The sequence below is a fragment of the Citrobacter sp. EC_71 genome (genome assembly GCF_019584005.1).
Lineage (GTDB): Bacteria > Pseudomonadota > Gammaproteobacteria > Enterobacterales > Enterobacteriaceae > Citrobacter > Citrobacter werkmanii.
On the sequence record NZ_VDAY01000014.1, the window covers coordinates 96771 to 119149 of the forward strand.

Here is a 22379-nt window from a genome sequence, read left to right on the forward strand (position 1 = left end):
GATTAGTGTTATCTGACTGCATACCTTTATACCTGTTATACCAGATCAAATAAGCAGCAATACAATACAGAACGCTTATAGTGCGATCTGCTTCACTAAACGATCGTCAGGATCGCGATCACTTACGCAATTTTTTACTTTTGCTGAAAGCGTGCCAGGTCGCGGAAACGCTGTTGAGGTGTTCTTGCAGTGCGCGGTCAGCTTCTTCAGGATCGCGCTGGCGAATTGCGTCGACAATGGCGATATGCTGCTGATAACTCACGTTGTTGTGCTCATACAACTCTTGATCGGCAACGGTCGGGCGGGCAGCAATCAGCCAGTCTAACAGCGCAACATGGATCGCCATAAAGATGGGGTTGCCCGGGATCTCCGCCAGCACGCGGTGAAAATCAACGTCCGAGCGAATGAACAGCGTATTGTCATCCAGCGACTGGCTATTGATCTCCAGTGCTTTCGCCAGTCTGGCGATTTGCTCGTCAGTGGCGTGTTCTGCGGCGTATCGTACCAGGCTGGATTCAAAGAACAGCCGCAGCTGCTCGAAGTGGGCAATGCCGCCGGGATGCGCGAGGAAATCTTTGGCCATACCGGACAGCTCGCTGATAATGGTATCAGCCGAAGGACGCGAAACGCGGGCGCGCTCGCCGTTGTTGATTTGTACCAGGCCTTTGCGTTTTAACGCTGCCAGCGCTTCTCGTACAGAAGGACGGCCCACATTAAAGAAGGCCATCAGCTCCCGCTCAGACGGCAGTTGTTCCCCCTCGCCAAATTCCCGACGACGGATCATCTGCTCCAGTTCTTCTTCAACCATCTCAGACAGTTTTTTACGCGCCAGCGGGCGATTGCGTAAGCTACGGCCAATGGTGGATGGAGAGTCTTCAGCTTGCGAATCAAATGCGTTCATAGGGCCTATTCAGCTAAGTCGTGGTGACAAACAACAGCGGGTTTATCCTAACACAGGATCGAAAGCAGGGTGAAATGATGGTCATCCAGACAGGCTGACTTATGAATAATATATTTATTATTCATATTATATTTAGCTTAAACATGCCGATTACCTTTAATTAAACAAGGCTATATCGGCTTCGTGAATTTTCCGAATATGAATGTGAGAATTTGTCATAACCCACTATTTTATAACATAAAATAAATTAACCATTGCGTTAAAAATAAGATATCCACTCCATAAAAAGTGTCCAGAAAAATATAACATCCGTTTTGACAACAGCATTATTACCGGATTTATCATCTTCCCTGGCATGGAGTGAAACAATGTTCGGCATCATTATCTCTGTCATCGTTTTATTAACGATGGGTTACTTGATCCTCAAAAACTACAAACCCCAGGTCGTGCTGGCAGCAGCCGGGATCTTCCTGATGATCTGCGGCGTCTGGCTGGGTTACGGCGCGCTGGTCGCTGACGATAAAAGTAGCGGCTATCTACTGGTCGATATTTACAACGAAATTCTGCGTATGCTCTCAAATCGGGCGGCAGGGCTGGGTTTATCCATCATGGCGGTAGGCGGTTATGCCCGTTATATGGACAGAATGGGGGCCAGCAGAGCGATGGTTAGCCTGTTAAGCCGACCGCTTAAGCTGATCCGTTCCCCCTATGTCGTGCTGGCCGCCACCTATGTGATTGGTCAGATCATGGCGCAGTTCATTACCAGCGCTTCCGGGTTAGGCATGCTACTGATGGTGACGCTTTTCCCAACGCTGGTCAGTCTTGGCGTGAGTCGATTATCCGCGGTTGCGGTCATTGCCACCTCGATGTCGATTGAATGGGGCATTCTGGAAACCAACTCTATTTTTGCCGCGCAGGTCGCGGGCATGAAAATCGCCACCTACTTCTTCCATTACCAGCTCCCCGTCGCTTCATGCGTCATTATCGCTGTCGCCATTGCGCATTTTTTCGTACAGCGCCGATTTGATAAAAAAACGTTACCGGAAAACAACGGGTTCGCTGAACAAAAGACGCTGGAAGATGTACCCCCGCTGTATTACGCCATTTTACCGGTGATGCCGCTGATCCTGATGTTGGGTTCGCTGTTGCTGGCACATATGGGATTAATGCAGGCAGAACTGAATCTGGTAGTGGTGATGCTCATGAGCATGACGCTGACCATGTTTGTCGAATTCCTGCATAAACATAATCTGCGCGAAACAATGGATGATGTGCAGGCTTTTTTTGACGGCATGGGAACGCAGTTTGCCAACGTTGTCACGCTGGTGGTCGCCGGTGAGATCTTTGCCAAAGGGTTGACGACTATCGGGACAGTGGACGCAGTGATTAAAGGCGCAGAACACTCCGGCCTTGGCGGCATCGGCGTGATGATCATCATGGCCGTGGTCATCGCCGCCTGTGCGATCGTCATGGGCTCAGGCAACGCACCGTTTATGTCTTTTGCCAGCCTGATCCCGGATATTGCCGCCGGGCTGCATATTCCGGCAGTAGTGATGATTATGCCGATGCATTTTGCCACTACGCTGGCCCGCGCGGTATCACCCATTACCGCAGTGATCGTCGTGACTTCAGGTATTGCCGGCGTGTCGCCCTTTGAGGTGGTAAAGCGCACCGCTATTCCGATGGCAGTGGGGTTTGTGGTGAATATGATAGTCACCATCGCGCTGTTTTATTGATTGCAGAGCCAGAAAACAGAACAGGCCCGAAAGGGCCTGTTTTCTTATTTCACTCTTTATTTCACTACGCGTAGCGCTGGGCGCCCGCCGCGAGGCGGCGGAGGAGTGTCATCCGGATCGTTGTCGTCGCTGTTGTCAGGCTTATCACCATCAATGACCGACATGACCGTTTCACTCTCAAAACCAGACGCTTCGTTGTCGTCATCATTTAAGCTGGCGACATCTTCGTCGTAGGCGGCTTCCGGTTCAAACATCGTACCGGCGCCGTTTTCACGAGCATAAATAGCCAGAACTGCAGCCAGCGGGACGGAAACCTGACGCGGCACACCACCGAAGCGCGCGTTAAAGCGTACTTCGTCATTTGCCAGTTCCAGGTTCCCCACCGCGCGCGGTGCAATATTCAGAACTATTTGCCCGTCACGTGCGTATTCCATCGGAACCTGCACGTCCTGGAGCGTCACATCCACCACCAGATGCGGCGTGAGCTGGTTGTCTAACAACCACTCATAGAATGCGCGCAGTAGATACGGACGGCGTGGTGTTAGCTGTGGCAAATCCATACAGGTTAACCCCGGCCCAGACGCATTTCACGTTCAGGCTCAGTCAGAGAAGCCAGGAAAGAATCACGTTCAAAGACGCGAGTCATATAACCTTTCAGTTCTTTCGAACCGGCACCGTTGAATTCAATACCCAGCTGCGGTAAACGCCACAGCAGCGGCGCCAGGTAGCAGTCTACCAGGCTGAACTCATCGCTCAGGAAGTAAGGTTTCTGACCGAATACTGGCGCGATTGCCAGCAGCTCTTCGCGCAGACGCTTACGCGCGACCTCGGCTTCAGAAGCGGAACCGTTCACGATGACGTTCATCAGCGTGTACCAGTCTTTTTCGATACGCTGCATGTACAGGCGGCTTTCACCACGCGCAACCGGGTAAACCGGCATCAGCGGCGGATGCGGGAAGCGCTCATCCAGGTATTCCATAATGATGCGAGATTCCCACAGGGTCAGCTCACGATCCACCAGTGTCGGTACGCTCTGATTCGGGTTGAGGTCGATCAGATCCTGAGGTGGATTGTCCTTCTCCACGTGCTCAATCTCGAAACTAACACCTTTTTCAGCCAGCACGATGCGGACCTGATGGCTATAGATGTCAGTAGGACCAGAAAACAGCGTCATTACCGAACGTTTGTTGGCAGCGACAGCCATGAAAACCTCCAGGTATATTCAGAATTTTTACTGCTACCAGCCACTCAGTGGCCAGCCAGAAGTGATGTCACCCAGACTCAGGAAAGCCATTGCTGTTCAAAATACAAACAAAAAATGAGCGATACCTGACATTTGGGCAGAAAATTGGATGATAGTTTACCAGATTTTGTGACCTTTGTGGTGAGTCGATTCTTGAAATGGGGAAAAAGAGGTGGCAATCAGCGGATTACCGTGCTTCCACGGGGAGCAATAGTGATAAAAAAACCCGCCGAAGCGGGTTTTTTCGCAAATTGTTGTCTGCCGAAGCAGAAAGCAATTAACGTTTGGAGAACTGCGGACGACGACGTGCTTTACGCAGACCGACTTTCTTACGTTCAACCTGACGAGCATCACGGGTAACGAAGCCAGCTTTACGCAGTTCGCCACGCAGGGATTCGTCGTACTCCATCAGAGCGCGGGTGATACCGTGACGGATCGCACCAGCCTGACCAGAGATACCACCACCTTTAACAGTGATGTACAGATCCAGTTTCTCAACCATGTCGACCAGTTCCAGCGGCTGACGAACTACCATGCGGGCAGTTTCACGACCGAAGTACTGTTCCAGAGAACGTTGGTTGATTACGATTTTACCACTACCCGGTTTGATGAAAACGCGAGCTGCGGAACTTTTGCGGCGACCAGTGCCGTAGTATTGATTTTCAGCCATTGCCTATAATCCCGATTAGATGTCAAGAACTTGCGGTTGCTGTGCCGCGTGGTTGTGCTCGTTGCCAGCGTAAACTTTCAGTTTACGGAACATAGCACGACCCAGCGGGCCTTTTGGCAGCATGCCTTTAACCGCGATTTCAAGCACACGCTCAGGACGGCGAGCAATCATCTCTTCAAAGGTCGCTTGTTTGATACCACCGATGTGACCGGTGTGGTGATAGTACACTTTGTCAGTACGCTTGTTGCCGGTTACAGCAACTTTGTCAGCGTTCAGAACGATGATGTAATCACCAGTATCTACGTGCGGAGTATATTCCGCTTTGTGCTTACCGCGCAGGCGCAGAGCCAGTTCGGAAGCCAGACGGCCCAGAGTTTTACCGGTCGCGTCAACAACATACCAGTCGCGTTTTACGGTTTCTGGTTTAGCTGTAAAAGTTTTCATTAAAAGCTTACCCAAATAAATAAGTTACACGTTGGTGAACACCCAAACGTTTTGTCAGTTGAGGTTCACACGACATTGTCCAGCAAACCTACCCCTTCGAATAGCCTATGCCGGCGCATAGAAAGTTTTGGGAAAAAAACTCTCTCGTAACGTGGGGTCGCAAGATTATAGAGAAGTCAGGGTCAAAGATCGACCCCTTTATGTGATTTGCGGCAGGTTTAACCGGCTAAATGTTCACGCTTCAGATACTCCTCGCTTTGCATCTCCTGCAAACGCGACAAACAACGCTGGAATTCAAACTTCAGACGCTCGCCCTGGTAGATCTCATATAAGGGAGATGCCGCACTCACCACCAGCTTGACGTGGCGTTCGTAGAACTCATCCACCAGCGCGATAAAGCGTCGCGCCTCACTTTCCATCAGCGGGGTCATGACCGGCACATCAAACAACAGCACCGTGTGGAACAGGCGCGACAATGCAATGTAATCGTGCTGGCTGCGGGCATCGACGCAGAGCGTAGTGAATGACACCGCCAGCGTTTGGTTTTCGACGGCCAGCGTCTGCATTGGACGATGGTTGATCTCCAGCGTCGGCGCATGCTCACTTTTGGTTCCCGCTAGTGCCAGCCACAGCTTATCCATCTGCTGGCGGGTTTCCTCATTCAGAGGCGACAACCACAAATGCGCCTGCGTTAAGGTGCGCAGACGATAATCGACGCCGGCATCAACATTCATGATGTCGCAATGCTGCTTGATGGCATCAATGGCAGGAAGAAAACGCGTGCGTTGCAAACCGTTGCGATACAGGTCGTCCGGCGGAATATTGGAGGTCGCCACCAGCGTGATGCCCCGGGCAAATAGCGCCTTCATTAAGCCGCCAAGCAGCATGGCGTCGGTGATATCAGAAACAAAAAATTCGTCAAAGCACAGCACGTCCGTTTCGGCCTTAAAGCGGTCGGCAATGATTTCCAGCGGATCGCTCTGCCCCTGCAGGGCGGTAAGCTCTTCATGGACGCGCAGCATAAAGCGGTGAAAGTGCAAACGCTGTTTACGCCCGCCCGGCAGACTATGGTAGAACAGATCCATCAGCCAGGTCTTCCCGCGTCCGACCCCGCCCCACATATACAAACCACGCACCGGCGGGTTGGTCGGCGACTCACGCTTGCCCAGCAATTTGCCAAAACGCGCCATCAGACCATTCTCCTGCGGGGCAGGACGAGCTGGCGTCGTTAACGCCTGGAAAATGGTTTCCAGTCGATTCACGGCTTCTTGTTGTACGCTGTCGGGCTGATGAGTGCCGTCTGTAAGGGCTTGTTGGTAACGCGATGTCGGGGAAAGGCTTTGCATGATGTTATTGTTATTCCTTGAGAATCGATGTGCCGTCGCTCACGGTTGACGAAAAAAAGGCCGTTCTACATTACGTGATATAAACACGGGATTCCACTTCTACGGGATTAGCGGTTATAGTGGCATAATCAGGCGCAGGCATGGAGCCTACAGCCAACACCCTACGGAAACACAAGACAACGGGAGATGTTCATGACCTGGGAATATGCGCTAATTGGGTTAGTCGTCGGTATCATTATTGGTGCTGTAGCCATGCGTTTTGGTAATCGTAAATTACGCCAACAGCAGGCATTGCAGTACGAACTGGAAAAAAATAAAGCTGAGCTGGAAGAGTACCGTGAAGAGCTGGTGAGCCACTTTGCCCGCAGCGCTGAATTGCTGGATAACATGGCGGACGATTATCGTCAGATCTACCAGCATATGGCGAAAAGCTCGAGCAACCTGCTGCCGGGTATGTCGCCGGAAAACAACCCGTTCCGTAATCGTCTGGCAGAGTCCGAAGCTGGCAACGATCAGGCGCCGGTTCAGATGCCGCGTGACTATTCTGAAGGAGCCTCCGGCCTGCTGCGTAGTGGCGCAAAGCGCGACTAAACGCACATCGTTAAGAAATTTATTGGGCGCAGTAATTGCGCCCTCCGCTTCTCTTCCCGTCCCAGCTATTATTTAGTCGTTAGCCTCATTGTGACCAAACCGAAAATTCAATAACATCAAACTGTTTTGAATCATCTTCCGTTTACTCAAGGTACGAGAGCAGGATCCATGAAAAAACAAACCCAGCTGTTGAGTGCATTAGCGTTAAGTGTCGGGTTAACTCTCTCGGCGCCATTCCCGGCCGTTGCGTCGATTCCCGGCCAGGTTCCCGGTCAGGCTGCGCTTCCCAGCCTTGCCCCGATGCTGGAGAAAGTGTTACCTGCCGTGGTGAGCGTTAGGGTCGAAGGCACCGCTGTTCAAGGACAAAAAGTCCCGGAAGAGTTTAAAAAATTTTTTGGTGATGAGCTTCCCGACCAACCTTCACAACCTTTTGAAGGGCTGGGCTCAGGGGTCATTATTGATGCCGCAAAAGGCTACGTCCTGACCAATAACCACGTCATTAATCAGGCGCAAAAAATCAGCGTTCAGCTTAATGATGGCCGAGAGTTCGACGCGAAGCTGATCGGCAGTGACGATCAGAGCGATATCGCCCTGCTGCAAATTCAACACCCCAGTAACCTGACGCAAATCGCCATTGCCGACTCCGACAAACTCCGCGTGGGTGATTTCGCGGTGGCCGTGGGTAACCCGTTCGGTCTCGGGCAAACCGCCACTTCCGGCATTGTATCGGCATTGGGTCGCAGCGGGCTGAACCTGGAGGGTCTGGAAAACTTTATTCAGACCGATGCGTCCATCAACCGGGGCAACTCCGGCGGCGCGCTGCTTAACCTCAACGGTGAGTTGATTGGCATTAACACCGCGATTCTGGCGCCCGGCGGCGGCAGCATCGGGATTGGCTTTGCGATCCCAAGCAACATGGCGCGCACGCTGGCCCAACAGTTGATGCAGTTTGGCGAAATCAAACGCGGTCTGTTAGGGATTAAAGGTACCGAAATGACCGCCGACATCGCCAAAGCGTTCAATCTGAATGTGCAGCGCGGGGCGTTTGTCAGCGAGGTTCTGCCCAACTCAGGTTCTGCCAAGGCGGGGGTGAAATCCGGTGACGTCATTACCAGTCTCAACGGTAAACCACTCAGCAGCTTTGCCGAACTGCGTTCACGCATTGCGACAACTGAACCAGGAACCAAGGTCAAACTGGGGCTGCTGCGTAACGGTAAACCGCTGGAGGTTGAAGTCACCCTGGATACCAGCACATCATCGTCCGCCAGTGCGGAAATGATCGCCCCTGCGTTGCAAGGCGCTACGCTCAGTGATGGTCAGTTAAAAGATGGCACTAAAGGCATCAAAATAGATAACGTTGAAAAAAGTAGTCCAGCCGCACAGGCTGGTCTGCATAAAGATGACGTTATCATTGGCGTTAACCGCGATCGCGTAAACTCGATTGCCGAAATGCGTAAGGTGCTGGAAGCGAAACCGGCGATTATCGCTCTGCAGGTGGTTCGCGGTAACGACAGTATTTACCTACTCCTGCGGTAATGCATTAAACCGGACATCAGCCCCCCGTGTGATGTCCGGTTAACTCGTGATATGCTGCTGCCGTTCCCTTTTTTAATGACGCCGCCATCATGTTTGTGAAGCTTTTACGTTCGGTCGCGATTGGTTTAATCGTCGGCGCCATTCTGCTGGCGGCGATGCCCTCTCTGCGCAAAATTAATACCCTTACTACACCGCAGTTCGACAGTGCAGATGAAACGCCCGCCAGCTATAACTCGGCGGTTCGCCGTGCTGCTCCTGCCGTCGTTAACGTTTATAACCGCAGTATGAACAGCACAGCACATAACCAGCTTGAGATCCGTACGCTCGGCTCAGGCGTTATCATGGATCAGCGCGGCTATATCATTACCAATAAGCACGTCATTAATGATGCTGACCAAATCATCGTCGCATTACAGGATGGGCGTGTATTTGAAGCGCTGCTTGTTGGCTCTGATACGTTAACCGACCTTGCAGTGCTGAAAATCAACGCGACTGGCGGCCTGCCGACCATCCCAATTAATAATAAACGCGTGCCGCACATCGGCGATGTGGTTCTCGCCATTGGTAACCCGTACAACCTTGGGCAAACCATCACTCAGGGGATTATCAGCGCCACCGGCCGTATTGGCCTGAACCCAACTGGGCGGCAAAACTTCCTGCAAACGGATGCCTCCATCAACCACGGTAACTCCGGCGGTGCGCTGGTCAACTCATTGGGGGAACTGATGGGCATTAATACGCTGTCATTTGATAAGAGCAACGACGGCGAAACCCCCGAAGGTATTGGCTTCGCCATTCCGTTTCAGTTGGCGACCAAAATCATGGATAAGCTGATTCGTGACGGGCGCGTGATACGCGGCTACATCGGCATCAGCGGTCGTGAAATTGCGCCACTGCATGCGCAGGGCGGCGGAATGGATCAAATTCAGGGGATCGTGGTTAACGAAGTGGCTCCGGACGGTCCGGCAGCGCAGGCCGGTATTCAGGTCAACGACTTGATCATCTCGGTCAATAATAAACCGGCGGTATCCGCGCTTGAGACCATGGACCAGGTGGCTGAAATTCGCCCCGGTTCGGTTATCTCCGTCGTCGTGATGCGCGATGACAAACAGCTGACGCTGCAGGTGACGATTCAGGAATACCCTGCGACAAACTGACGTTAGCACCGGATAACGTACTTTATCCGGCTATAAAAGTGTGGTGCATAAAAAAACCGGAGCCAGGCTCCGGTTTTTTATTTTCTGGCAGTTCTTACTTAACGAACTCTTCGCCCAGAGTGATATCTTTCTTCAACGTGTCCAGCATGCCTTCCAGCGCGCTTTGCTCAAACGCACTCAGCTTACCGATAGACTGACGTTCTTCTACGCCGTTTTTACCCAGCAGCAGCGGCTGAGAGAAGAAACGAGCATACTGGCCGTCGCCTTCAACGTAAGCACATTCAACCACGCCTTTTTCGCCGCTCAGTGCGCGAACCAGTGACAGGCCGAAACGTGCTGCGGCCTGACCCATGGACAGGGTAGCAGATCCGCCACCGGCTTTAGCTTCCACAACTTCAGTACCCGCGTTCTGGATACGTTTGGTCAGGTCAGCCGCTTCTTGCTCGGTGAAGCTTACGCCAGGAATTTGTGACAGCAATGGCAGAATGGTCACGCCAGAGTGGCCGCCAATAACCGGGACTTCAACGTCGCCAGGCTGTTTGCCTTTCAGTTCCGCAACAAAGGTATTGGAGCGGATAATGTCCAGCGTGGTCACGCCAAACAGTTTGTTCTTATCGTATACGCCTGCTTTTTTCAGCACTTCTGCAGCGATAGCAACGGTCGTGTTCACCGGGTTGGTGATAATACCGATACATGCTTTCGGACAGGTTTTAGCAACCTGCTGCACAAGGTTCTTCACGATACCGGCGTTGACGTTGAACAGGTCGGAACGATCCATACCCGGTTTACGCGCGACACCCGCAGAGATCAGTACTACATCAGCACCTTCCAGTGCAGGGGTAGCGTCTTCACCGCTGAAGCCTTTGATTTTCACAGCAGTAGGGATATGGCTCAAATCAACGGCCACACCAGGTGTTACTGGAGCGATGTCGTACAGGGAGAGTTCTGAACCTGAAGGCAGTTGGGTTTTTAACAGTAATGCTAGCGCCTGACCGATACCACCAGCAGCGCCGAGGACTGCAACTTTCATCCTAAACTCCTTATTATATTGATAAGCAAAGTGTCTATTGCTCCGCGGCGGCGACCTTAATCCACAAATCCAACGAATACAACAACCACGCGTCAAGAATGCGTAGTCACGCAAATTTGGCTTTTATGCATTTAACTTACGTAAAATAAAACCTAAGTTACGTAATTCAAAAGCACCCGCACAGTAGAGCAACTTTCCAACAGGTGCTGACAATATACCCTACCCGCCTCTCAAAACAACATCAATTTGATAACAATTAATTTACTTTTAACCTTATTTGCGCGCCGTGACACAGGCATGTTTCTTGATAACGAAATTTGATAAAATTCCGCTCTTTCATAACATTATTTCAGCCTTTAGCAGGGCAGACCGTTTGCATAAAAATTCATCTGTATGCACAATAATGTTGTTTCTACCGCCATATTACGGGTGACTTATGCGAAGCTCGGCAAAACAAGAAGAATTAGTGAAGGCGTTTAAAGCGCTACTTAAAGAAGAAAAGTTCAGCTCTCAGGGCGAAATCGTCCTCGCATTGCAGGATCAGGGCTTTGATAATATCAATCAGTCCAAGGTTTCACGCATGCTGACCAAGTTTGGCGCGGTGCGTACCCGCAATGCGAAAATGGAAATGGTGTACTGCCTGCCGGCAGAGTTGGGGGTGCCTACAACCTCCAGCCCGCTGAAGAATTTGGTACTGGATATCGACTATAACGATGCGGTCGTGGTTATTCACACCAGCCCCGGCGCTGCTCAGTTGATTGCCCGTCTGCTGGATTCGTTGGGTAAAGCGGAAGGTATTTTGGGAACGATTGCCGGTGACGATACCATCTTCACCACACCAGCTAAGGGTTTTACGGTAAAAGATCTGTACGAAGCCATTCTGGAGCTGTTCGAACAAGAACTGTAATGCCTCCTCCCCGTCGTCTCCCGGCGGGGAAAAACCTCTACTTTCCCCTCTTTGTTCTATTTTCCACTGCCATTCATTTAACAAATGGTGCGTTTAACCACTAAAACTCATTCACGCAGTGAATATGAAGGCTGAAAAACGCACATTTTGCAAAATCCAATATCCCATTGATTTTACTTAATTTATTTCTATATAGTAGTTAAAAAGGCTGATTTTAATTCCTTTTAGTTATAAAAAATAATCTTTTTAAAACTTAATAACCACAGAAACAATTAGCGTGGTATTAATTTATCGCGTTATTAGTGTATACTTGATTTTGTGATGAGGGTCACGAAACAAGACCCACAATAAAAGAATTCGACGAGGTAAATATCATGAAAATCAAAACTACTGTTGCAGCTTTAAGCCTTCTTTCTGTTCTCTCTTTCGGTGCAAGCGCCGCGGTTACTCAGGTGAACTCACAAGAAGCACAGAACCTGCAATCCATGGGTAGCATCTCCGTATCTCAAATCGGTAGCTCACCAATGGATATGCGTCAGGCTATCGCCGCTAAAGCTGAAAAAGCGGGCGCCAGCAGCTATCGCGTCACTGAACTCCGTGAAGGTGCTCACTGGCATGCGACTGCAGAACTGTACAAATAAACCCTCGTCGTCTAAACCGACGACTTGCCCCCGCCTGCCGGGGGCTTTTTTATGTATTACATTGAGTGACGAACATTAAAACGTAACTGCCCTTCCAGCTCTTCTTCCGCTTCATCGAACAGTAATATTAATGCGCCGTATCGCCTGCGTAGTTTGTCCGGCAAATGGATAAATTCAATCTCCAGCGGCAGCGGCAAGACTTCTCCGGTAACGACCTCCCACAGAGAATCTAAATCGACCACTTTTTCCCGGGCCAGACCAAATGCGCGCGTGAACTCACGGTAGAAATCCCCCTGGTCTTCAATCTCGTCAAAATCAAACGTATAGATGTTCATCTATAGCCACCATCCCGACGCCAGTCACTCTACGGACCACCAATATGCAGGGCCTCCCGCATTTCAGGTAAGTATAGTCATAAAAAAACCGACGCTTCTGGCATCGGTTTCTTGTGCTTAATTGCTGGTCAGCGCGTGCTGGTATTTGTGTAGCATCCCGCTGAGTCGTTTTACCGGTTCCGTCACCTGTGGAGGGGCTTGCCAGATGATTAACTTCTCCTGATAGATCTCAAGCTCTTCCAGCAGCTGGCTAAAGTAGCGTCGGCGTTTATCGTCATTTCCTGCTGAAATCACATGATCGGCGGTGCGACGCAGCTGGCGATGGAACGCAGATAAATCCTCATTTACCGGTATCGGCGCATCGCGCAGACGCTGATGCGCGATAATCATTGTCAGCGCCAGACGAAACTTCGCCAGGTCGCCGGGGAATTTGTTCATCAGTAAAAACAGCTGCTGATAAAGCGCCGGAAGGTGGTTTTCTTTACGACGAACCACGTTGGTGGTCATTGCCGAAACCGCCGCGGAGACAAACTGGTTGAGCAACACGCGACCGGTTCTGTCACGCGAGTTATCACGCACCAGCAGAATGACGAGAAACGCCAGCATACAACCAACAATCTGTCCCAACGCACTGTCAAGAAACTGGCTAAAGTGGAAGGTCATTGGGTTATCCAGCACGTTAATATTAATAGTACTGGCCAGCGCCCCCATCGATCCCAGTCGCCGTTTCTGCACCTCAATTCCCAGAAAGAATCCCAGCACTGCCAGGCTCAGACACAACAACAGCATACTTTGCTGCGTATTGGGGATTATCACCAGAAAATAGAGCGCGCCGAGCGGTAATGCCGCCAACGTACCGTAGATAAAATCTATCGCCACCATCCGAGGGTTGGGTAAGCGCATTGCCAACGAGGTGACGACCGCAATCATCACCATCGCGCCGCTGCCGGATGTCCAGCCGGTCCACAGCCAGAACAAGGTTCCCAGCACACAGGAAAGGGTGGTGCGCCAGAAGTTGACCATCGCATGGTGACGTTCGGCTGATTCAACTTTCACCACCGGCTCGCCCTGCAGGATCTCTTCTTCCGTTGCGCTAATTTTTGTATTACTCACCACACCGCGTTTCAGCAGCAGGTAGCGCGTCGCCGCACCTGCCCAGCTATAAATCGTAACCGGTGTTTCACGCTCGCCAGTCCAGACAATCACCCGACGCATCCGCTTCAACTGTTTATGGACATCCTGCACCGTTTCAACCGGTGTGTCGAACAACTCGCGGAAGGTGTCAGTGATCAGTTCCGGGCGGGTATTTTGAATAAGGTAAGTTTCACAGGACTGAGTAATAAGCGTGAGCGACAGCGTGTTTAATGCTTTGAGCCTGCGATTAGCACGCACCCAACGTGAAGACTCCATATTGAGGTTGCTGCGCATCCCTTCCAGCGCCGCCGTGCGACGGACTAAATCGCCCCAGGCTTTGTCCACTTCTTCACTGTCGCCATGCTTTATACACAACTGCATAAGCTGATACTGCGCCACCAGCAGGCTGTCCAGTTCGACATCAATTTCCTGTTTCACCGAGCGGGGTGAAAAGAGCAGATCGGCAACAATGGCGCAGACAATCCCCATCACAATCTCGCTACAACGTTCGAGCGCAAATTGCGGCGTCAACAGCGGTTCAGCCTGGATAGTAATGACGATGATCAGCGCCGTATAGCCCGAAAGCCCCCACGCATAGGAATTCTCGATCTTCACTAGCGACGAGATCCAGGTACAAAAACCGGCCCAGATACAACACACCAGGATCATCAATAACGGGGCGCGGATCATGCTGATAATAATGATCAGTGCGGCAATGCAGCCAATAAATGTCCCGACGATACGCAGCATCCCGCGATAGCGGATAGCGCCTGAATAGGGTTCTCCACCGGCGGCAAAAGCCGGACCAGCTGCCACAATTGCCGCGGTCAACACCGCCCAGCGCGGGGTCTCAAGCTGAAAGTGAAAACCAACGAACAGCGCCAGGACAATCGCGCACGCCAGTTTTACCGCGAAGCGGATATGCTGGTTGGCAATGGAAAAAATACCCATCGCAATTAACCGAACTCGCGCAGGCGGTGCGCCATTTTACGGAAGAAGGATTCCTGACTGGCGTCGCGATCCTGCTTACCGGTGATAACAACGGTAGCCGTCGTCCCGGCTGGCCACAGAGTTCCCTGCTGCTCATCAAGACGAATGCGCACCGGCACACGCTGTGCCAGACGGACCCATTCAAGATTGGAATCAATGGTCGCCATACCTTTTGCGTCCCGCGTGCTGCTGGCATTCGTTACGCCAGCCGCCACGCTATCAACGGTACCTTTCAACACATTATTGCTACCAAGCGGGGTAATTTCAGCGCGATATCCAGGGCGTACGCCTTCCAGCTTGGTTTCTTCCATATACGCCAGGACATAGAACGAGTGCTGTTTTACCAGCGCCACCGCCGTGGAGCCACGGGTAATAAATTCGCCGCTGTAGACATTCAGGTTAGTCACCCAACCATCCGCTGGCGCACGAATAACGGTACGTTCAAGATCCAATTTTGCCAGATCGCGGGTCGCTTGCGCCTTCGCCAACTGGTGTAATACGGTTTGCAGTACGTTGTTAGACTGATCAATCTCTTCACGAGACATGGCCTGCACGCCCAGACGGTTACGACGACCGGCTTCCTGACGTTTTTCCTGCGCCAGAACCTGGTAATAAGAGACGTCGGCTTCGGCCTGTTCGAGCGCTTTTTTATAGCGCGGCTGGTCGATGGTAAACAGGACCTGATCCTTTTTCACCAGTTGGTTATCATGGACGTTAACGTTGGAAATAAGACCCGCAACGTCCGGCGCAATGGCGACGACATCTGCGCTGAAACGCGCATCACGCGTCCACGGCGACTCGGTGTAGAACACCCATGCGCGAAAAATAGCGATGAAGGCCAGAATGACCAGTACGAGAGTCATGGCCGTACGGGAGAGTTTTTTTGTTAGTGTTTTCACTTCAACCTCAAACGAACAGGCGCGTTATTAAATAGAACAGGCAGCAATACAGCGCGGTGTTAAACAGAGCCGGATGCCAGACAAAATCATAAATGCCAGTGGGAACCAGCACCCGGCGCACCAGCCAGAAAATCGCCAGTGACAAAAGCAATTCGAAAAAAATCGGTGGGAAGGACAAACCAAACACAACGATAACGGGAAACAGACTCATGTTGACCTTGGTAGCTTAAGAGAGTGCAGGTGATAGATTTTCTAGCGTATGTCACCGCAGAGAAGGGCAAGGATGAGCCAGGCGAGAGCGACATAGCCGTTATTTGAATAATAATATATTAACGTAACTGTTATGCTGTTATCTATATTATGTGATCTAAATCACTTTTAAGCCAGAGTGAATAATGGAACGATTAAAACGTATGTCGGTGTTCGCCAAAGTTGTCGAACTGGGCTCCTTCACCGCCGCCGCAAGACAGCTACAAATGAGCGTTTCATCGATAAGCCAGACGGTCTCTAAACTGGAAGATGAGCTACAGGTCAAACTGCTAAACCGCAGTACGCGCAGCATTGGGCTAACCGAAGCCGGTAAAATTTATTACCAGGGCTGCCGTCGCATGCTGCACGAAGCGCAGGATGTGCATGAGCAGCTGTATGCCTTTAATAACACTCCTATCGGCACGTTGCGTATTGGCTGTTCTTCAACCATGGCACAAAATGTCCTCGCCGGGCTGACAGCGAAAATGCTGAAAGAGTACCCCGGTCTGACGGTAAATCTGGTCACTGGCATCCCGGCACCGGATTTAATTGCCGATGGCCTGGATGTGGTTATCCGCGTCGGCGCGTTACAAGACTCCAGCCTGTTTTCACGCCGTCTGGGGGCCATGCCGATGGTGGTCTGCGCCGCTAAAAGCTATCTCGCCCAGTTTGGCGCTCCGGAAAAACCAGCCGATCTCAGCAATCACTCATGGCTGGAATACAGCGTTCGCCCGGATAATGAATTCGAGCTTATCGCCCCGGAGGGGATCTCTACCCGCCTGATTCCAGAGGGGCGCTTCGTCACCAACGATCCGATGACGCTGGTGCGTTGGCTGGCCGCAGGCGCGGGCATTGCTTATGTACCATTGATGTGGGTGATCAATGAGATCAATCGCGGCGAAGTGGAGATCCTGCTTCCCCGCTACCAGTCGGATCCGCGTCCGGTCTATGCGCTGTATACCGAAAAAGACAAACTGCCGCTTAAGGTTCAGGTAGTAATTAACTATCTGACGGATTATTTTGTCGATGTGGCACAGCTGTTCCAGGGAATGTATGGTCGAGGGAAAGAGAAATAAGAAGAGTCCAGGCCGGATAAGGCGTTGATGCCGCATCCGGCAAGATGCCCGATGGTACTGACGCTTATCGGGCCTGGATCATGATGTTATGCGGTGCCGCCGACCGTCAAATTATCGACCTTCAGCGTCGGCTGACCCACGCCAACCGGCAGGCTCTGGCCTTCTTTCCCACAAACGCCTACGCCGTTATCCAGTTTCAGATCGTTACCCACCATCGAAATTTGCTGCATCGCTTCGATACCGGAGCCAATCAGCGTCGCGCCTTTCACCGGTTTGGTCACTTTACCGTTTTCAATCAGATACGCTTCGGACGTCGAAAACACAAATTTCCCGGAGGTGATATCCACCTGGCCGCCGCCAAAGTTAGGCGCATAAATACCGTATTCAACAGATTCGATGATTTCCTGCGGCGTAGACTTCCCTGGCAACATATAGGTGTTGGTCATCCGCGGCATCGGCAGGTGCGTGTAAGATTCACGGCGTCCGTTCCCCGTTGGCGCCACACCCATCAGGCGCGCATTCAGTTTGTCCTGCATGTAGCCTTTCAGAATACCGTTTTCGATCAGCACGTTATACTGGCCCGGCGTACCTTCGTCATCAATAGCCACGGAACCACGACGGTCCGCCATGGTGCCATCATCCACAACAGTACACAGTTCTGACGCGACCAGTTCACCCATATGGCCGCTAAATACCGAGGTGCCACGGCGGTTAAAGTCGCCTTCCAGACCATGACCGACCGCTTCGTGCAGCAGAACGCCAGGCCAGCCAGCGCCGAGTACCACCGGTAACGTACCGGCCGGCGCAGCTACCGCCGAGAGATTGACCAGCGCCATGCGTACAGCCTCTTTCGCCCACGCGTCGGCACGAACGTCACCATCAAGATCGCCAAGGAAATAGTCATAGCCAAAGCGACCGCCGCCACCGCTCGCGCCGCGCTCACGTTTACCGTCTTCTTCGACCTGTACGCTGACCGACAAACGCACCAGTGGACGGACATCCGCGGCCAACGTACCGTCGGTCGCCGCCACCAGAATCAGCTCATAAACACCGGTCAGGCTGGCGGTTACTTCCTGAACGCGCTTGTCGGCAGCACGCGCAACGCTGTCAACGCGACGCAGAATATCCAGCTTCTCTTCGCGGCTCATGCTCTGTAACGGATCGACCGAAGTGTAAAGCGCCTGATGCTCTACCGCACCCAGCGTTTTTACTTTGCCGTCGCCGCTGTCGCGCACAATAGTCCGGGCAGCATGCGCACTTTGCTCCAGCGCCAGCAGGCTAATCTGGTCTGCATAGGCAAACCCCGTTTTTTCGCCGCTGATGGCACGCACGCCAACACCCTGATCGATATTGTAAGAACCATCTTTAATGATGCGGTCTTCTAAAACCCAGGATTCGTGATAGCTCGACTGAAAATAGAGATCGCCGTAATCAAGACGGCGTTCGGCCAGTTGGCCCAGGATGGCAAACAGATCCTGATGTTTCAGGCCATTCGCCGCTAGCAATTGTTCACTTACCAGGTTCAGACTCATCGTTTTGGTTACTCATTTAATTCTGCCGGATGGCGGCAAAAACGCCTTATCCGGCCTACGTTGTTAGGCTACTGTAGGCCGGATAAGCGCTGCTCCATCCGGCAATACTATGTACTGAGATTGGGGCAATTACTTGCCCCCGTCAAATCATTGCTGGCTTTCTTTGCGCGGCTGACGCAGAACTTCGTTAATCTGCGGCTTATCAACCGGACCGGTGATACGGTAACGCAGAATCGAAACTTTACTCCACAGCGGCCCCAGAACCTTACTGGCGGCAAACACCGCCGCGCCGACAATCGGGTTGACGGCGAACGCGGCGGCAACCCCAACGGTGGCTGAAATTTCAGGTGCAACAACCGCTTCCATATCCAGTTCACGGCGTACCAGATTCACCGAGCCTTTCATCGCGATGTCGGCTTCCAGACCGTCCACCAGCGTGTCGTCGGTATGCATCACGCCATCTTTAATCCACGCCGTGCTGCGAATAGAGTCGAAATAGAAGCCTTCACTGAAGGTATCGCTAAAATCAAAGCGCAGTTTACGTAGCAACGCGTCAAAGCTTAACAAGCGTAACAGCTGCCCCGCATGCCCGGTACTAAGTTCGGTAAGTTCACCTTTGCCCAACCGGGTGCGCAAAATCCCATTCAGCGACGCTTCATCCGGATCCCACGGTGGATTACGCCAGTGCAGGTCGTACTCCACATTGAACGAAGAGTTACGAATCGGCGTCGATACGCCAAAGAAACCGGCGGCAGAGTCAATTTTTTTGCCGTTCAGTTTTCCCTTCAGTGACGTACGCTCTTTACCCGGCACATTCACCCATTCGCCGTCGGCTGTCAGTCTGGCAAAGCCGGTATCCAACAGACCGTTGCTCAACGTGAGCGTATCGCCTTTGATCGCCACATCGGCATCAATACGTCCATATTTCTGTCCCCACAGCCAACACTCTGCACAGCGGAGCTGAACATCCGGCCAGCCACGGAAGCTGACGTTATTGATGGTAGAGAAAGGCGACGCTGGCGCTGTGCCGGGAGACGGCTTTGCGGCGCTCGGGTTGTAATAAAGATATTTAATGTTCGCCAGCCACGGGGCGTTATTGCGCATAGCCAGCGTGGCGTTAATCTCACGCCCCTGCGCCTGCACGCTGGAACCGCTGCCCGAAGGCTCAGACACAATACTCAAATTATTCCACTGCTGCCCCCCCAGAGACAACGATGGCGTACGTACCGTGATACGCTGTGGGAAGTTGGCGTTCGAGCCAACGTTATCCGCAGCGCCTTTCTGGAACAATGCCAGCCATTGCGCGCCATCCATAGGGGGAAGATTGAGTTCAATGCCTTGCTGATCGGGTAATGCGGGCACGGTGCGGCTTTCCGACGTCCAGATAGCGCGGTCAAGGGTCAGCTTCTGATTCAGCAGCCAGTGACTGTTAAAGTGATTCTTGCTCCCTGCATTGCCGGTGAGATCAAAGCTACGCAGATTGCCGTTGGCCTTCACGTTTACCGGCAGAGCCTCGCCGGCCGCCTTATTCAGTGGAGCGGGTAAGTGACTACTTACATTCTTCAGGTCACTCTTTAACGCAATGTCGTAGGTCGCCCCGGCATGGTACGGAAGATTGATGCCCACCTTGCCATTCCACGCCATACTGCCGCTTAACGCATCGTTCACCTGCGGCGGCAAAATCCCCATACGGTTTGGCTGCCAGTCGCCTTGCAGATTCACCGCCACCTGATAGGCTTTAGCCCCTTCGGTAGTGGAAAAGTCGACGTTCAGCGGCTGATTAAACCAGTTTGCCGTCATCGGCTCGCTCTGCAGATCGCCGTTCACAAAGCTGAATTTACCGGTCAAATTCTTCAACGTGCTGTCGAGCGGTTTAATAAACAGACTGTTATTACGCAGATTGACGTCACCTTTGGCCGTAACCAGCGAGCCATCCAACGGGATATCGAGATGTAAGCGAGCATTCACATCGCCATCAATCTGCAACTGTTCAAGCGTGGCGCCAAGAGAATCTTTTAGCGGCGTATCATCAAAATAAGGTCCAACCGCTTTGCCCGGCCCGTTGATGTCGGCATCAATCAGCAGCTTTTCTTTTGCATAGTCGGGAATATTGGCCGTCAGGTTACTGGCTTTTACGCCGCCTAAATTAACGCCATCCGTTTTCATCCACAGACCGTCGTTAATAAAGTTCAGTTCAATATTGAGGTCAGTCAACGCAGGCCAGTCGGGCTGGAAGGCGAATTTAGCATTGCGTAGCGGCACCAGGACCTGAAACTGCCCTTCATTGTGCAGATACGGGAACAAATGCGGGTTGCCGCCATACACCAGCGTGGCATTATCCGCTTCGCCACCCTGAATCGCGCCGCTGAGGTAGTCAACCAGCTCTTTGCCCATCAGATTTTCCGGGAAGTAGCGCCAGGCCTGAGAGCCGTCATCAGTACTGATCCCCGCCAGAATGCCTAACCATGGCTCGTCACCGGTCGGTTGCAGATAGCGAAAACCACCGCGCGCATGTACCGCTTTCGCTTTGACATCAATGTTGCGCCCATCTAACTGAAAACCTTTATCATTCTTCAGCCAGCTTAGCGTCGCCACGCCGTTTTCTATTTCCAATGGTGCGCGGAAGACAGTCTCATACGGCATGCGGGCTTGCTTGATGGAGGCAGTAAGCGCACCATTTTCCACGCTGCCCGCCAGCGTACCGGAGAAATGCTCAGCCCCCGGTAACAACTTCCACTGTTTCCAGGCCAGATTGGTCCACGAGGACTGGAAACGGGTCTTTTCTGTTGCCTGTAATGGGATATCCAGCGCCAGCACATCTATTTTGCCGCTCGGCTGCGTGGCGCGCCAAATATCACCCAGCGCAGGCGATAACCTTGAGGCCATCGGGCGCAACCCTTCTAATCCAGCCAGTTCCAGATTACTGGCACGAATACGAAGCTCGTCGCTGCGCTTGTTATTCTCACCACCGACTTCCTGCTCCGGGAGCCAGGCCAGCGTTAACGCCCCGCTCGGCCAGGGTTTATCATCCATGGTGATACGGGTATCGGGAATAGAGAATTGCCAGCCCGGTTGTTCCCGGCTGATGTGCGCCGTCAGATTATCAACAGAGAGCGTATGCGTGCGGTTTTCACCCAGCCAGCTGGCACCGCCTTTTTTCAGCCAGACATCCCCCCCGGAGACGACGCCTTTATTGATCGTCATCCATGCTTCCAGGCTAAAACGCGCGGTTTGCAACGCGACATTATCCTGCATCCATTTGCCCAGCCACGGTTTGACGTCAATGTCGTCGGCCTGCAACCAGACCCGACCATTATTCAATAGCCCATTATCGTCGCGCAGATCCATGCGCACCTGCATAACGCCATGCTGCCCAGTCAGACTGGAAAGACTGACCTGACCCTCAGCACGATGCCGGTTTTTACCGTTCAGCCAGGTAAGCTGAGGAATCGCCAGTTCCGCACGCTGGCCTGAGAGGGTTAAAAAGCTAATTTGACTGTCGCGGAGATCGAAATGATCAAACTGACGCAGGAAGAGATCGCTGAGGTGACCCGCTTCAATTCCATCTCCGCTTTCACTACTCTGGATAGGGGTATTGGTGCGCAACTGTAGTTGCCAGAAGGTGAGATCGCGAAACTGCCAGCGCATGTGCAACAAACTTTGCCAGACATCCAGCGCTAACGTGACGCGTTTTACCGAAAACTCACCGCCGTCTTTGAGCTGCGCGTGGATATCACGCGCTTCAAGCGTAGGGCCGAAATTTTGCCAGTTGGCGGAAAGTTGGCTGGCGGAAACGGGCAGACCGGTCGCGGATTCAATCTTACCGAGAATGGCCGGACGCCAGCTATCAAGATGAGGTAGCGCAAGGCGTAGTCCACTGACCAGCAGCGCTGCAATGACAACGAATGCGGCTCCAGTGAGCAGTAATATCCCCGGCAATCGCCTCACGCGCCTCTCCTTGT

At 52.3% G+C, this 22379-nt stretch carries 20 protein-coding genes; 7 read left to right on the forward strand and 13 right to left on the reverse strand.

Features of this window, described 5'->3' with window-relative positions; genetic code table 11:
- Nucleotides 1–118: 118 nt before the first annotated feature.
- The gene (gene nanR / locus FHD02_RS16095) at nt 119–910 is read right to left on the reverse strand and encodes a transcriptional regulator NanR (RefSeq protein WP_220394090.1); all 792 of its coding nucleotides are present in this window, start codon (nt 908–910) and stop codon (nt 119–121) included.
- 359 nt (nt 911–1269) lie between these two features.
- On the opposite strand from nanR, the gene dcuC reads away from it, so the two are divergent.
- Complete coding sequence (dcuC, locus tag FHD02_RS16100; protein ID WP_042311319.1) at nt 1270–2637, forward strand: anaerobic C4-dicarboxylate transporter DcuC; 1368 nt, start codon at nt 1270–1272, stop codon at nt 2635–2637.
- 56 nt (nt 2638–2693) lie between these two features.
- On the opposite strand, the gene sspB is transcribed toward dcuC, so the two are convergent.
- The 5 genes from sspB to zapE form a co-directional block, all read right to left on the reverse strand.
- A complete protein-coding gene (gene sspB, locus FHD02_RS16105; RefSeq protein WP_038634317.1) occupies nt 2694–3197 on the reverse strand; it encodes a ClpXP protease specificity-enhancing factor in 504 nt (167 codons plus the stop codon).
- A gap of 5 nt (nt 3198–3202) precedes the next feature.
- Nucleotides 3203–3841 carry a stringent starvation protein SspA gene (gene sspA, locus FHD02_RS16110; protein ID WP_003025132.1) on the reverse strand — a complete coding sequence of 213 codons (639 nt, stop codon included), beginning with the start codon at nt 3839–3841 and terminating at the stop codon, nt 3203–3205.
- A 316-nt stretch (nt 3842–4157) separates the two neighbouring features.
- Complete coding sequence (gene rpsI / locus FHD02_RS16115) at nt 4158–4550, reverse strand: 30S ribosomal protein S9 (RefSeq protein ID WP_003025138.1); 393 nt, start codon at nt 4548–4550, stop codon at nt 4158–4160.
- A 15-nt stretch (nt 4551–4565) separates the two neighbouring features.
- The gene (gene rplM, locus FHD02_RS16120; RefSeq protein ID WP_003025141.1) at nt 4566–4994 is read right to left on the reverse strand and encodes a 50S ribosomal protein L13; all 429 of its coding nucleotides are present in this window, start codon (nt 4992–4994) and stop codon (nt 4566–4568) included.
- Between the two features lie 218 nt (nt 4995–5212).
- Nucleotides 5213–6340 (reverse strand): cell division protein ZapE, encoded by a 1128-nt coding sequence (gene zapE, locus FHD02_RS16125; protein WP_137360146.1) that lies wholly within the window; start codon nt 6338–6340, stop codon nt 5213–5215.
- A 192-nt stretch (nt 6341–6532) separates the two neighbouring features.
- Between zapE and zapG the strand changes: the two genes are divergently transcribed.
- The 3 genes from zapG (at nt 6533) to degS (ending at nt 9624) form a co-directional block, all read left to right on the forward strand.
- The gene (gene zapG / locus FHD02_RS16130; protein WP_003025147.1) at nt 6533–6931 is read left to right on the forward strand and encodes a Z-ring associated protein ZapG; all 399 of its coding nucleotides are present in this window, start codon (nt 6533–6535) and stop codon (nt 6929–6931) included.
- Nucleotides 6932–7099: 168 nt separating this feature from the next.
- Nucleotides 7100–8467 (forward strand): serine endoprotease DegQ, encoded by a 1368-nt coding sequence (degQ, locus tag FHD02_RS16135; protein WP_042311323.1) that lies wholly within the window; start codon nt 7100–7102, stop codon nt 8465–8467.
- A gap of 89 nt (nt 8468–8556) precedes the next feature.
- The gene (gene degS, locus FHD02_RS16140; protein ID WP_042311325.1) at nt 8557–9624 is read left to right on the forward strand and encodes an outer membrane-stress sensor serine endopeptidase DegS; all 1068 of its coding nucleotides are present in this window, start codon (nt 8557–8559) and stop codon (nt 9622–9624) included.
- A 94-nt stretch (nt 9625–9718) separates the two neighbouring features.
- Here the strand turns inward: degS and mdh are convergent, their stop codons facing one another.
- Complete coding sequence (gene mdh / locus FHD02_RS16145) at nt 9719–10654, reverse strand: malate dehydrogenase (RefSeq protein ID WP_038634337.1); 936 nt, start codon at nt 10652–10654, stop codon at nt 9719–9721.
- A gap of 436 nt (nt 10655–11090) precedes the next feature.
- Between mdh and argR the strand changes: the two genes are divergently transcribed.
- Both argR and yhcN read left to right on the forward strand, forming a co-directional pair.
- Nucleotides 11091–11561, forward strand: a complete 471-nt coding sequence (argR, locus tag FHD02_RS16150) for a transcriptional regulator ArgR (RefSeq protein WP_003025162.1) — start codon at nt 11091–11093, stop codon at nt 11559–11561.
- 374 nt (nt 11562–11935) lie between these two features.
- Nucleotides 11936–12202: a peroxide/acid stress response protein YhcN gene (gene yhcN, locus FHD02_RS16155; RefSeq protein ID WP_042311328.1), complete on the forward strand. Its 267-nt coding sequence runs from the start codon at nt 11936–11938 to the stop codon at nt 12200–12202.
- A gap of 56 nt (nt 12203–12258) precedes the next feature.
- On the opposite strand, the gene FHD02_RS16160 is transcribed toward yhcN, so the two are convergent.
- The 4 genes from FHD02_RS16160 to aaeX all read right to left on the reverse strand — a co-directional run bounded on the left by FHD02_RS16160 (nt 12259) and on the right by aaeX (nt 15771).
- Nucleotides 12259–12537 (reverse strand): hypothetical protein, encoded by a 279-nt coding sequence (locus tag FHD02_RS16160; protein ID WP_220394085.1) that lies wholly within the window; start codon nt 12535–12537, stop codon nt 12259–12261.
- A gap of 117 nt (nt 12538–12654) precedes the next feature.
- On the reverse strand, nt 12655–14622 hold the full coding sequence (aaeB, locus tag FHD02_RS16165) for a p-hydroxybenzoic acid efflux pump subunit AaeB (protein ID WP_137360148.1): 1968 nt from the start codon (nt 14620–14622) through the stop codon (nt 12655–12657).
- Between the two features lie 5 nt (nt 14623–14627).
- The gene (gene aaeA, locus FHD02_RS16170) at nt 14628–15560 is read right to left on the reverse strand and encodes a p-hydroxybenzoic acid efflux pump subunit AaeA (RefSeq protein ID WP_038634348.1); all 933 of its coding nucleotides are present in this window, start codon (nt 15558–15560) and stop codon (nt 14628–14630) included.
- Between the two features lie 7 nt (nt 15561–15567).
- Nucleotides 15568–15771: a p-hydroxybenzoic acid efflux pump operon protein AaeX gene (gene aaeX / locus FHD02_RS16175; RefSeq protein WP_003025177.1), complete on the reverse strand. Its 204-nt coding sequence runs from the start codon at nt 15769–15771 to the stop codon at nt 15568–15570.
- A gap of 184 nt (nt 15772–15955) precedes the next feature.
- Between aaeX and aaeR the strand changes: the two genes are divergently transcribed.
- Entirely contained in the window at nt 15956–16885 is a 930-nt protein-coding gene (gene aaeR, locus FHD02_RS16180; protein ID WP_137360149.1) for an HTH-type transcriptional activator AaeR, read from the forward strand.
- An 86-nt stretch (nt 16886–16971) separates the two neighbouring features.
- On the opposite strand, the gene tldD is transcribed toward aaeR, so the two are convergent.
- Both tldD and yhdP read right to left on the reverse strand, forming a co-directional pair.
- A complete protein-coding gene (gene tldD, locus FHD02_RS16185; RefSeq protein WP_220394086.1) occupies nt 16972–18417 on the reverse strand; it encodes a metalloprotease TldD in 1446 nt (481 codons plus the stop codon).
- Between the two features lie 147 nt (nt 18418–18564).
- Complete coding sequence (gene yhdP / locus FHD02_RS16190; RefSeq protein WP_137360150.1) at nt 18565–22365, reverse strand: AsmA2 domain-containing protein YhdP; 3801 nt, start codon at nt 22363–22365, stop codon at nt 18565–18567.
- Between the last annotated feature and the right edge of the window lie 14 nt (nt 22366–22379).

Excerpts from the sequence above, each read along its gene's own strand:
- dcuC (WP_042311319.1), top strand. The coding sequence starts at position 1,270 with ATGTTCGGCATCATTATCTCTGTCATCGTTTTATTAACGATGGGTTAC.
- sspB (WP_038634317.1), bottom strand. The coding sequence starts at position 3,197 with ATGGATTTGCCACAGCTAACACCACGCCGTCCGTATCTACTGCGCGCA.
- sspA (WP_003025132.1), bottom strand. The coding sequence starts at position 3,841 with ATGGCTGTCGCTGCCAACAAACGTTCGGTAATGACGCTGTTTTCTGGT.
- rpsI (WP_003025138.1), bottom strand. The coding sequence starts at position 4,550 with ATGGCTGAAAATCAATACTACGGCACTGGTCGCCGCAAAAGTTCCGCA.
- rplM (WP_003025141.1), bottom strand. The coding sequence starts at position 4,994 with ATGAAAACTTTTACAGCTAAACCAGAAACCGTAAAACGCGACTGGTAT.
- zapE (WP_137360146.1), bottom strand. The coding sequence starts at position 6,340 with ATGCAAAGCCTTTCCCCGACATCGCGTTACCAACAAGCCCTTACAGAC.
- zapG (WP_003025147.1), top strand. The coding sequence starts at position 6,533 with ATGACCTGGGAATATGCGCTAATTGGGTTAGTCGTCGGTATCATTATT.
- degQ (WP_042311323.1), top strand. The coding sequence starts at position 7,100 with ATGAAAAAACAAACCCAGCTGTTGAGTGCATTAGCGTTAAGTGTCGGG.
- degS (WP_042311325.1), top strand. The coding sequence starts at position 8,557 with ATGTTTGTGAAGCTTTTACGTTCGGTCGCGATTGGTTTAATCGTCGGC.
- mdh (WP_038634337.1), bottom strand. The coding sequence starts at position 10,654 with ATGAAAGTTGCAGTCCTCGGCGCTGCTGGTGGTATCGGTCAGGCGCTA.
- argR (WP_003025162.1), top strand. The coding sequence starts at position 11,091 with ATGCGAAGCTCGGCAAAACAAGAAGAATTAGTGAAGGCGTTTAAAGCG.
- yhcN (WP_042311328.1), top strand. The coding sequence starts at position 11,936 with ATGAAAATCAAAACTACTGTTGCAGCTTTAAGCCTTCTTTCTGTTCTC.
- FHD02_RS16160 (WP_220394085.1), bottom strand. The coding sequence starts at position 12,537 with ATGAACATCTATACGTTTGATTTTGACGAGATTGAAGACCAGGGGGAT.
- aaeB (WP_137360148.1), bottom strand. The coding sequence starts at position 14,622 with ATGGGTATTTTTTCCATTGCCAACCAGCATATCCGCTTCGCGGTAAAA.
- aaeX (WP_003025177.1), bottom strand. The coding sequence starts at position 15,771 with ATGAGTCTGTTTCCCGTTATCGTTGTGTTTGGTTTGTCCTTCCCACCG.
- aaeR (WP_137360149.1), top strand. The coding sequence starts at position 15,956 with ATGGAACGATTAAAACGTATGTCGGTGTTCGCCAAAGTTGTCGAACTG.
- tldD (WP_220394086.1), bottom strand. The coding sequence starts at position 18,417 with ATGAGTCTGAACCTGGTAAGTGAACAATTGCTAGCGGCGAATGGCCTG.